The sequence below is a fragment of the Occallatibacter sp. FHG110214_02 genome, assembly GCF_059115385.1.
Genome location: NZ_JBZYWK010000020.1, coordinates 74,707 through 85,230, shown reverse-complemented (window position 1 = coordinate 85,230; position 10,524 = coordinate 74,707). Strand labels below are relative to the sequence as shown.

Sequence of the window (10,524 nt, the reverse complement as noted above, 5' to 3'; positions counted from 1 at the left end):
CATGACGAGACTACCTACGGGAACCGAGCCAAGATGCAGCACGCGGCGGCTGATGCCGGTTGTGGGGTCGTCCGAGGTGGTTTCAAAGAGGTAGACGTTCTGCGCCAGCTCGCTGGGATCAATGCCCCACTCGCCCGCTTTGTAAACGGCGTGCAGGTCGCGGTCAAAGATGGCGACTGCTTCCGGCGCAAAGATTTCGTGAATCAGCTCGACGAGCTTCGGTCCCGGCTCCTCATGCAGGTCAATATGCAACGTACATCGCGTGAGCGTGTAGAGGTTGCGCATCTCCTGTTCGGCGGAGTTCAGCTCGGTAGGAATGACCTCTGCCGCGCCGGCATCCACGGACGCCTGCCGGGAGCCGCGCCCTGCAGCCGCACGCAGGCCTGCCATAACTCGCCGAACGACACTACGAGACTGCGCCGGGTCGCGCATCGGTACGGAAAACCCTGCCAAAACTGCCCCCTGCAACCTGGCCGCGGCACAACTGAAAAGCACCGGGGAAAACGTTACTCAACTTATTTCAACTGGTTTCGTCGATCAAAAATACGGACGGGCACTGCACTATTCATGAGCCCGTTCAGGGGAGTGGAACGGTATATCCAAAAATTTTACCAGACTCCTTTATTTAATCCTTACAGAGATAGGCAATTCGGCCCCGATTCCTTCATACGGCCTCCATTGCATCTTCATGCGCGGTTTCCGGAAAAGACGAAGGCGCGGACTGGCCGCGCCCTCTTGTGGCTAAGTGGACGAGGTTATTTTGCGAAAATCCCCGCAAGCGCCTGCATACGGCTGGCGTCGATGGGGCTGGCGGAAGCGGCGTCCTTGTTGAGCGATGCCGCGAAGGTCTTGAGGGCCTTCTTGTTTTTCTTGTCCATGGCTGCATCCATCGCCGTGGCCTTGTCTGCCGTGAGCGCATTGCTGCGGACAAGCTGGTCAACATAGGCCTTGGCGGTGAGGAAGGTTGGCGGATAGTTAATCTTCGAGGGTGCCTGGGCGTTGAACAGGTCCATGTGAACCTGCTGCGCGGCGGCAATCTCGTTCTCGGTTACAAACTTGCTTGGCACGAGCTTGTAAACGTCCAGACCACGGGCGATTTCCGAGCCATAGATGTAGCCGTTGTACCAGTAGGCGGACCACGTGCCGCCGTCGATGAACTTCACGTTGTCGAGCGGGCCACGGTCAAAGTAGGCGATTTCGACAGGGTGGGTGGCATCGGTAAAGTCCATGACCGAGACGCCGCCCTGATACCAGGACTTGACCTCGATATCACGACCGGGGATGGGAATGATGGAGCCGTTGTGCGCGGTGCAGTTTTCCAGCTCCGTTTGCGGCGCGGGCATCTTGTAGTAGCTGCCGAGAGTCAGCTCCGTGCCCTTGAGGGTGAAGATGGAATCGGCACCCCAGGTCATGGGATCGGTGGCGCGGCAGCGCGGCTGCGAACCGCCGCCCCACTCGTCGTCAAAGATGAGCTTGCTACCGTCGTTGTTGAACATCGCCGAGTGCCAGAAGGAGAAGTTCGGATCGGAGATGGCAGCGACACGCTTGGGGTGTGCAGGGTCCTTGATATCGAGCAGGATGCCGACGCGGGTGCAGGCTCCGGCGGCGATGCCGATGTCGGCAAAGGCGGTAATGTCGTGGCAGCCGCTGACAGCTTGCGGGGCTGCGCCTTCTCCGTGGAGGTTGCCGACCATGAGGCCGTTCATTGCGCCGGTGTTGGGGTCGGAGAAGATGCGCGGGCTGTTGACGACCTTCGCCAGCTCAGGATGCGCGAGCGGCACCTGGATTACGACGATGGTGTAGAGCGCGGTATTGGGGTCGTCGATGCCTCCGCCTGAGCAGCCGGCCAGCTCTTCAGGAGAGCGAATGGCGGAGTAACCCGAAACGTAGAGGTAGATGTTGTCCTTGTCCTTCGGGTCCGTGACCAGCGTGTTGGTGTGCGAGCCACGGCAGGTCTGCACGCCGGGAAGCTGCTTGGGGTTGGAGATATCGCTGATATCGAAGATGCGGATGCCGCGGAAGCGCTCCTTGCTGGGCGGGTCCGGAACGCGGGCGGGACGTCCACCGGGAGGCGTCGGCGGGGGTGGCGGAGGAACGTAGCCTGCGGGCAGCGGAATGCCCTGCGTGCCGCAATCGACGCGTGAGTTGGTGGATTCCACCGAGAGGAAGAGCAGGTTGCCGTAGATGGTGGGGTCGCCCTGCGAGCCGGGGCACATGACGGAGGTCTTGAGAACGGTCTTTTCAGGGTTGGAGATGTCGTAGATGTTGAATCCGTTGTAATTGCCTACGACGACGTAGTGGTCTTTGAAAGCAAGATCGGAATTTGTAGAACCAAGCTGCAGAGGGCGGACGCGCGCAGGCGCACCAGGGGGCGTGGGCGGAGGTGTCGGCGGAGGCGCTTTTTCCTGCGGAGTGGTTCCAGCGGCAAAGCCGGGAGGCTTGGGCAGGTTGAGCACCAGGTGCATGCCGGACTCGGCGATGCCTGCGTCGGTTACTCCGCCCTTGAGGCCAACGCGAGGATCGTTGGGAAGCTGCGGATTGTTGTAGACGGTGGGCTTTGCCGGAAGGGCAACCTGGGCGAAAGCGAATGAGGATGCGACGGCCAACGCAAGCGCGACGGCTCCGCCGCGCAAGGTAGTAAGTCGTGTGCGCACTAGTTTTTCTCCTTGGCTAACATGCTTTGCATCGTGTCGATCTCTCCTCGCTGTGTAACATCCACGTCCGCGGTAAAGTCGAACAATTGGGGTTCCTGGCCGCCATCATGTGTGGCGAACAAGTCTTTCACCATGGTCAGAGCGCCAGTGTGGTGCTGAATCATGCCGGTCAGGAAAAGGTGGTCGAACTCCGGTCCCTTTGCGTTGCGCAGGGCTTCCATCTGCTTGGGAGTGAGCATGCCGGGCATGGGAGCCATATCCATGTGGGAGTGGTCCATGTGCTCCATGCCCGGCATATTGGCCATACCGCTGTCTTCCTGTACAGGCTTGCCATAGAAGGCGAGCCAGCGCTTCATGAAGAGGATTTCGTCGCCCTGGGAGATGCTGATGCGCTTGCCCAGCTCCAGCAGTTCGGGGTTCGTGGTGTGGTCTTTCATGAGGCCAACCATCTCCACGGCCTGGCTGTGGTGCATGACCATGCCCTGCATAAAATCAAAATCGGCGGGGGTAGGGTCTTTTACAGCGGTGCCGACGGTGGGTTCGGTGAGAATCTTTGTCGGCTGGCCGGGCGCTCCGGGCTGCTTCAGGGGAACAGTACCAGGCTGCTGCGCCGCTGCCATGGCGGAACACAAGGAAAAGGCAGTTGCGCAGAAAAGCGAAAACCGAAATGCCATGAGGCTTTCTCCACTTAGTTCGATCAGCTACTTTAGGGATTTTTGTTGGAACTTTAACCGAGGTGTATTCGTGATGACGTGCGCAGTTGGTGTAAAGACGCATTTTCATCGTCCCAGAAGAGGCGGGCTCTCCACTACCCCAAATATCCTCTACGGACATCTACGGATTCTTTCCGGCTCTGCGTCTTTCTTGCCCCCACCCCGTTTTCCGTTGTTATTCTGTTTTTGACAATCCTGCTCGCGTGGCGCTATGCGGTACCATGGTCGCTCTTAATGCGCCCCTTATACGTCGAGCTTTAGACTGTGTAGTTTGCATAACCCCGCATTGCTGTTCATGAAGGAGATCCATGTCCACTGAGTACCGCAACTTTCTGGCTCTTTCCTATGACGAGCTGGAAGAAAAGAATCTGGCTATCAAGGCTGACCGCCTCGCCCGCCTCCCTATCGAAGAGATTCGCGAAAAGCGCATCAAGGAGTTGACCGACGCCAAGCACATCAAGGCTGTCACGGTACTCTTCTCTGATCTGGAAGGCCGTCTCCACCTGCTGGACTACGACCGCAAGTTCCTGCTGGGCAGCTATGAGAACCTGACCTTCGACGGCTCCTCGATTCGCGGCTTTACCGCGCAAAAGGAAAGCGATCTGCGCCTGGGCATTGACTGGAGCGCCTTCTACTATGTTCCGGCGGACGTTTTCGGCGCTGGCAAAGCACTCGTCTTTGGCGAAGTTATCGACAAGGACGGCACACCTTACTCCGGCGATCTGCGCGGCGTGCTGAAGGCTTATGCCGCCAAGCTCTACGCGGAAAAGGGCTACACGCTCAACGCCGCCAACGAGATTGAAGGCTTCCTCTTTGCCGGCAAGGATGCCGAAAAGAACTTCCACCTCACGGGCAAGTTTGACTATGTGAACACGGGCGGCTATTACCACTCGCTGCCGCTGGACCCGCTGCGCCAGTTCATTGATGAAGCTGCGGAAGTGCAGCGCGCGCTCGGCTTCCAGAACGAAAAGGACCACCCGGAAGTTGCGCCCAGCCAGTTTGAAATCAACTACAGCTACGGCGACGTGGTTGCGGCTGCCGACCAGATTCAGCTCTACAAGCTGCTGAGCCGTCAGGTTGCCAACAACCTTGGCTACACCGCCAGCTTCCTGCCCAAGCCCGTTGTCGGAGTGAACGGCAGCGGCATGCACACCAACCTCTCCATCACCCACAACAAGGTGAACCTGATGTGGGATGAGACGGGTGAGGAAAAGCTCTCTTCATTCGGTTGGGATTTTGTGGACCGCATTCTTTCGCGGGCGCTTGACCTGTGCCTCATCCTGAACCCGAGCGTGAACGCGTACCGCCGCCTCGACCCGCACTTTGAGGCTCCGAACCAGATCAAGGCTTCGGCCACGGACCGCGGTTCGATGGTTCGCATTCCGATTGGCAACGCGAAGTCGATGCGCGTGGAAGTGCGCTCGGTGGCTCCGGACGCGAACCCGTACCTCGCGCTCTACTCTATCTTCAAGACCGGCATTGACGGCACGAAGGCGGAGATCAAGAACCTGCGCCAAGCCAACCGCTATCTGCCTGACAACATTCAGCAGGCGATTGAGGACTTCAAGAAATCGAAGTGGATTCCTGAGATTCTTGGGGCCGATGTTCAGGGCCGTTTTGCGGACCTGAAGCAGGCTGCTGCGGACCGTGCTCCCAAGGCGCTGGGCACCTTTGTGAAGGCTGCGGAAGTGCAGTACCATCACGAGGTTTACAACCAGGCGCTCTGGAACCTGTTCTAGACCTCAATCCTTACATCTAACAAACCGCCGCCTCACAAAGAGGCGGCGGTTTGTTGTTTTCAGGCGATAACGCCTACCGAGATGACTGAATCCCCATAAGCAATTCCACCAATCGATTCAGCGCCGAGGACAGGCTGGATATCATCGACTTACTGGGCACGCTACTGGCAGACGGTCGATTCAGGTGATGCGAAAGGCTTTGCCAACACCTTTACCGTAGACGGCGCACTTGAGAACTACACCGGGACAAAGCAGGGGCGCGACAAACTGGCGCCGTGGCTCGATGCTTATGAACCGAGCCGCGCCGGAAATCGCCACTATTCGGTGAATCCCCGCACCACGAAGGTGGATGAGAATACCGCCTTTGAAGCTAGATCAAACAAGTGATGGACTGCAATTCAGTCCGTTGCTCTCCGTAAACTCGATCAAATTGAGTCCGCAACCAGACTGGATGACTTGCGAGTACCGCCCGGAAATCGACTGGAAGCGCTAAAATGCAACCGCAAAGACCAACACAGCATTCGAATCAACGATCAGTACCGGATTTGCTTTATTTGGGAAGAAGATGGCGCGCATGAAGTCGAAATCGCCGATTACCACTAGCCGGAACGGAGGTATTATGACCATTCCAAGACCAGCATCGGGTTGGAAGCTGAACCGCGTAACCACACACCCCGGCGAAATGCTGCAGGAAGAATTCCTGACTCCGCTCGGTCTCTCGCAGAATGCACTGGCTATAAAGATCCGTGTTCTCGCCACGCGTATCGGTGACATTGTGCATGGCCGCCGCGGCATTACGCCGGATACAGTTCTACGCCTCGCCCGTTTCTTCGGCACCAGCCCGGAATTCTGGCTGAACATGCAGCAGATGCACGATCTCTCGAAGGCTCGCCTGGAACTTGGTAAGACAATCGAGCGTGAGGTGGATGCCTACTCCGCCGCCTGAGTGATGGACTCTTCTGTTATCACTCGGTTGCGTCCGCCTTCCTTCGCTACGTAGAGCGCTTCATCGGCGCGCTTGAGCACAGTGCTTACCTCATGCTCACCTGCATGCCGCGTGGCTACGCCGATGCTCACCGTAAACGGAATCGGCTCGCCGCCGGTCCACTTGAATTCAAAAAGCTGCTGCTCAATTGCACTGCGCAGCTTCTCGGCAATCTCTCGTCCTGTCTCCAGATTTGCGCCGGGCAACACAGCGACAAACTCTTCGCCGCCAAGGCGCGCGAAGATGTCCATCTTGCGGCTGTTTACGCGGCCTACTTCGGCCAGTGCTTTCAGTACCTCGTCGCCGCGGTCATGACCCCAGGTGTCGTTCACGACTTTGAAGTGGTCAATATCGAGGATGTAGAGCGACACATCTTTCGTTGTGCGGAAGAGACTTTCCGCCGCATCTGTAAACGCGCGGCGGTTGGGCAGTCGCGTCAGTTCGTCTGTCGTGGCCTGCTTCTGCAGCAAATCCATCAGGTGAATGCGGTCGGCGATATCACGGATGATGGCTGTAAACTCCAGCACGCCGTTTACGTTGATCTTGGAAATTGCAATCTCCACCGGCAGCAGCGAACCGTCCTTATGCAGACCGTAGATGCGGTTGCGCTCGTCCATCTGCCGCGACTTTACCGGCGACTGCGCGAAGCGGTTAATATACCCGTCATGGGGCGCACGGAATCGCTCCGGCAGCAGCTTGATCAGCGGTTGGCCCAACATCTCTTCCTGCGTATAGCCAAACAGCATTTCCGCCGCGTGATTGAAGAGCGTGACGTTGTGCTGCTGGTCGATGGTCACAATCGAGTCATAAGCCGCATCCACCACGCTACGAAAGCGCGAGGTGCTTACTTCCAGGCTATGCGTCAGCAACATCTTCGACGTGATATCAATGGCCGTTACGAGCACATCGACAATCTCCGAGTCAGCCTCACGCAGGTGCAGCCGCTTGAGTGTCATGCGCCACCAGTGCGTGCCGTCTTTCAGGTCGTAAGCCTGCTCCAACTCCTGCGGAATGCCGGTATTCAGGCACTCCATCAGGCTGGCGCGGAACTCGCGGCGGGAATAACTGGGCACCACGGTGTCAAACGCAACCGGGAAATCCCGCGCACCGGCTGGACGCCCGCCGGTCATCTCAAAAAAGTCGTCATTGCAGGCTGTGACAATTAGGTCACCATTCTCGTTGCGGGTAATCGCGGCAACGCTTGCCGCAATCCCCTCCACAAGCTCCTGCATACGTGTTGCCCACTCGCTCATCGTCCCCCCACTGGAAACCCCTTTGCGCCCGCCCAGGCAGCAAGCCTGAGTACCTACCAGTACACAATAGCGAATCGACCCTATGCAACCGGCAGCGAATTTCCATTCTTATGAATATTTGATGCAGTCGGAAGAGACAGATTCCTTGCCCGCCGCGAACCTGCTACCATTCGGTGACAAAGCCGCCCCGGCATGCAGCCGCCGGTCCACCATTCCCTGTTTATCGCACACGATTTACTGGAGACTCCCCGATGAACGTCCTCCTTTTTGGCGCCACAGGAATGATCGGCAGCCGCATTCTGCAGGAACTCGTTTCGCGCGGCCACCACGTAACCGCTGCCGCCCGCGATACTTCCAAACTCCCTGAGCATGCCAATATCAAGCCCGTCACAGCTAATATTCTGCACCCGCGTGAAGTGGCAGATGCCGCGCACGGAGCGGCTGCGATCCTCAGCGCCTTCAACGCCGGCATGGAGCATCCGGAAGTTCTCGTCACCGCGACGAAATCGCTGATTGGCGCAGCCAAATCGGCGCACGTCAAGCGGCTGCTCACCATCAGCGGCACGGGAGCTCTCTTTTCACGCCCCGGCGTGCGCATGGTGGACGAGCCGGACTTCTCCGAGTACTGGCGCCCTGTGGCCCGGGCGCATGCCGACGCGCTTGATGAGTTGATGGCATCGGACCTGGAATGGACAGCCATCAGCCCGCCTCCGCTTATTCAGCCAGGCCGCCGCACTGGGCGATATAGGCTCGGCACCGACTACATTGTGGAAGATGCGCATGGCAACAGCCATATCTCCGCCGAAGACTTTGCCGTAGCCATGGTGGATGAACTGGAGAAGCCGGAGCACATTGGCAAACGCTTTACCGTGGGCTACTAGGCCCGTCTCACAAAGAGCAACCTTCGCCTTCGCTTCAGCATTTCGCCTCTCGCTGCAATGAGGTATTCTTGCCTCGTTTGCAAACAGGGGCGCTCATGCTGAAACGATTCTTATCACTGCTTGTCTTTTCGTTCATCTTCTCCGCGGTTCTCTCTTCCGCTCAATCAGGCTCCAACTTCATCGCCGAGCACAACGTGCCCATGAAGACACGCGACGGCGTGACGCTCTACGCCGATGTCTACCGCCCAGCAGGCGATGGCACTTTTCCCGTTCTGCTGCAGCGCACACCCTATAACAAGGACAACGCCCCCAGCTTTGCGCAGCAAGCCGTTGCGCGCGGATTCATGGTTGTGGTGCAGGATGTTCGCGGGCGCTACAAGTCCGAGGGTGAGTGGTACACCTTCAAGCATGAGATGGACGATGGCTATGACACCGTGGAGTGGGCAGCCACTCTGCCGCACTCCAATGGCAAGGTGGGCATGTTTGGCGGCTCCTACGTTGGCGCGACGCAGATGCTCGCCGCCATTGGCCATCCGCCGCATCTTGCGGGAATCTGCCCCGTTGTTACTGCCTCCAACTACCACGAAAACTGGACCTACCAGGGCGGTGCCTTCGAGCAGTGGTTTGATGAATCGTGGACCGCAGGGCTTGCGCAGGATACTCTCAATCACTACATCGCGGGCAAGACCAATGCGCGCATTGGCGAATCTGTTCTGCCTCTCACGCAATTCCCAGTCTTCAACATAGAGCCCATTCACGACCCTGTGCAGATTACGCAGGAACTTGCGCCCTACTACATTGATTGGCTTGCGCATCCCACGTACGACAGCTATTGGAAGCAGTGGGCCATTGAAGAGAACTACAGCAACATCCAGATTCCGGCGCTCACTGTTGCCGCGTGGTATGACCTCTTTCAAGGCGGCTCGTTGCGCAACTATGCAGGTCTGCGTGACCATGCTGGCAATGAAGCAGCGCGCAAGAACCAGCGGTTGCTCGTCATCATCGGAGGCCACTCCGGCAATGGCCGCAAAGTCGGCGATGTGGACTTTGGCCCCGACGCAGCCTTTGATGAAAATGCCATCACGCTTGACTGGTATGACTACCTCTTCCTCGGCAAGCAAAACCAGTTTGCCGATGCCTCACATCCCGTTCGCATCTTTGTAATGGGCAAGAATGAATGGCGCAATGAGCCCGCATGGCCGTTGCCAAATGCAAAGGCTACCAGCTACTATCTGCACGCAACAGGCAAAGCCAATAGCGCTGCCGGTGATGGTGTGTTGTCCACTACAGCTCCGCGCAAAGAACCATCAGACAGCTTTATCTACAACCCGGCAAACCCTGTGCCCACTACCGGTGGCCCGCTCTGCTGCGACAGCGGCCATCTTACTCCCGGTCCGCGCGACCAGAAGGGAGTGGAAGCGCGTTCCGATGTGCTGGTCTACTCCACGCCTGCGCTGGAGAACGATGTGGAAGTCACCGGGCCGATCACGCTTACGCTTTATGCCAGTTCCTCAACGGTAGACACTGACTTCACCGCCAAGCTTGTGGATGTGTGGCCCAACGGCTTTGCGCAGAACCTCACCGAAGGCATTCTTCGCGCCAGCTTCCGCGAGTCCACACTCGGCCAACCGAAAGCAATTACTCCCGGCAAGGTCTACGAGTACAAAATTGATGTCTGGTCCACGAGCAATGTCTTTCTCAAAGGCCATCGCATTCGCTTGGAAGTTTCGTCGAGCAACTTCCCGCGCTTTGACCGCAACCTGAACACCGGCAAAAGCGCCGCAACCGACGCGCAGTTTGTGAAGGCAACCAACACAATTCTGCATGACAGCGAACACCCCAGCGTGCTGACGCTGCCAGTCGTTCAATAAGAAGGAACACCATGACGGAAAAACAAAAGTCGCAACGATTCAAGCCGCATGAAATTGCAAAGACATTTCCGGAGACGGCGAATACGATTCTGCTCGACACCTACCTGACCGACGAGCCGGAAGCCAGTGCGCGCATCTGGCGCGTCTATCGCAGCACGCCGCCGCACTATCACGCAAAGAGCGACGAGTATCTTTATGTGCTTTCCGGGCGCGGTACCTTCTGGATGGAAGACGCGTCGAACCAGGCAGAGTTTGCGCCGGGCGACCTGCTGTTTTTCAAGCGGACGGTCGTTCATGCGTTGCCTGATATTTACGAGAAACCGCTTGTCTTCTTGTCGATTGATGCCCCAAGGCGCGACCCGAAAGACATTATCTTTGTAAATCCCGAAGACGGCACACCGGAGAGCTTTGTTCAAGAAATAAAATAG

Annotated in this window: 11 protein-coding genes; 7 read left to right on the top strand and 4 right to left on the bottom strand. The window is 57.7% G+C overall.

Annotation, left to right across the window (positions count from 1 at the left end; translation table 11 throughout):
* The 3 genes from AC5S3R_RS16180 to AC5S3R_RS16170 all read right to left on the bottom strand — a co-directional run.
* Positions 1–390 (bottom strand): hypothetical protein (locus AC5S3R_RS16180; RefSeq protein ID WP_494268190.1); only part of this gene is annotated, 390 nt, incomplete at its 3' end.
* Positions 391–755: 365 nt separating this feature from the next.
* Positions 756–2,654, bottom strand: coding sequence for an LVIVD repeat-containing protein (locus AC5S3R_RS16175; protein ID WP_494268189.1), 1,899 nt, complete (start codon positions 2,652–2,654; stop codon positions 756–758).
* Positions 2,654–3,328 carry a DUF305 domain-containing protein gene (locus AC5S3R_RS16170; RefSeq protein ID WP_494268188.1) on the bottom strand — a complete coding sequence of 225 codons (675 nt, stop codon included), beginning with the start codon at positions 3,326–3,328 and terminating at the stop codon, positions 2,654–2,656. Before AC5S3R_RS16170 ends, AC5S3R_RS16175 begins: the two co-directional genes overlap by 1 nt.
* A gap of 347 nt (positions 3,329–3,675) precedes the next feature.
* Between AC5S3R_RS16170 and AC5S3R_RS16165 the strand changes: the two genes are divergently transcribed.
* The 4 genes from AC5S3R_RS16165 (at position 3,676) to AC5S3R_RS16150 (ending at position 6,052) form a co-directional block, all read left to right on the top strand.
* Positions 3,676–5,106, top strand: coding sequence for a glutamine synthetase family protein (locus AC5S3R_RS16165; RefSeq protein WP_494268187.1), 1,431 nt, complete (start codon positions 3,676–3,678; stop codon positions 5,104–5,106).
* A gap of 102 nt (positions 5,107–5,208) precedes the next feature.
* Positions 5,209–5,493 (top strand): nuclear transport factor 2 family protein, encoded by a 285-nt coding sequence (locus AC5S3R_RS16160; RefSeq protein WP_494268191.1) that lies wholly within the window; start codon positions 5,209–5,211, stop codon positions 5,491–5,493.
* Between the two features lie 69 nt (positions 5,494–5,562).
* Positions 5,563–5,709: a type II toxin-antitoxin system RelE/ParE family toxin gene (locus AC5S3R_RS16155; RefSeq protein WP_494268186.1), complete on the top strand. Its 147-nt coding sequence runs from the start codon at positions 5,563–5,565 to the stop codon at positions 5,707–5,709.
* A gap of 16 nt (positions 5,710–5,725) precedes the next feature.
* Positions 5,726–6,052, top strand: a complete 327-nt coding sequence (locus AC5S3R_RS16150) for a HigA family addiction module antitoxin (RefSeq protein WP_494268185.1) — start codon at positions 5,726–5,728, stop codon at positions 6,050–6,052.
* Here AC5S3R_RS16150 and AC5S3R_RS16145 read toward each other — a convergent pair.
* Positions 6,037–7,344 (bottom strand): sensor domain-containing diguanylate cyclase, encoded by a 1,308-nt coding sequence (locus tag AC5S3R_RS16145; protein ID WP_494268184.1) that lies wholly within the window; start codon positions 7,342–7,344, stop codon positions 6,037–6,039. The genes AC5S3R_RS16150 and AC5S3R_RS16145 overlap by 16 nt on opposite strands.
* A gap of 251 nt (positions 7,345–7,595) precedes the next feature.
* Here AC5S3R_RS16145 and AC5S3R_RS16140 point away from each other — a divergent pair, with 251 nt between their 5' ends.
* The 3 genes from AC5S3R_RS16140 to AC5S3R_RS16130 all read left to right on the top strand — a co-directional run bounded on the left by AC5S3R_RS16140 (position 7,596) and on the right by AC5S3R_RS16130 (position 10,524).
* Complete coding sequence (locus tag AC5S3R_RS16140; RefSeq protein WP_494268183.1) at positions 7,596–8,225, top strand: NAD(P)-dependent oxidoreductase; 630 nt, start codon at positions 7,596–7,598, stop codon at positions 8,223–8,225.
* 68 nt (positions 8,226–8,293) lie between these two features.
* A complete protein-coding gene (locus tag AC5S3R_RS16135; protein WP_494268182.1) occupies positions 8,294–10,096 on the top strand; it encodes a CocE/NonD family hydrolase in 1,803 nt (600 codons plus the stop codon).
* Between the two features lie 11 nt (positions 10,097–10,107).
* Entirely contained in the window at positions 10,108–10,524 is a 417-nt protein-coding gene (locus AC5S3R_RS16130) for a cupin domain-containing protein (RefSeq protein ID WP_494268181.1), read from the top strand.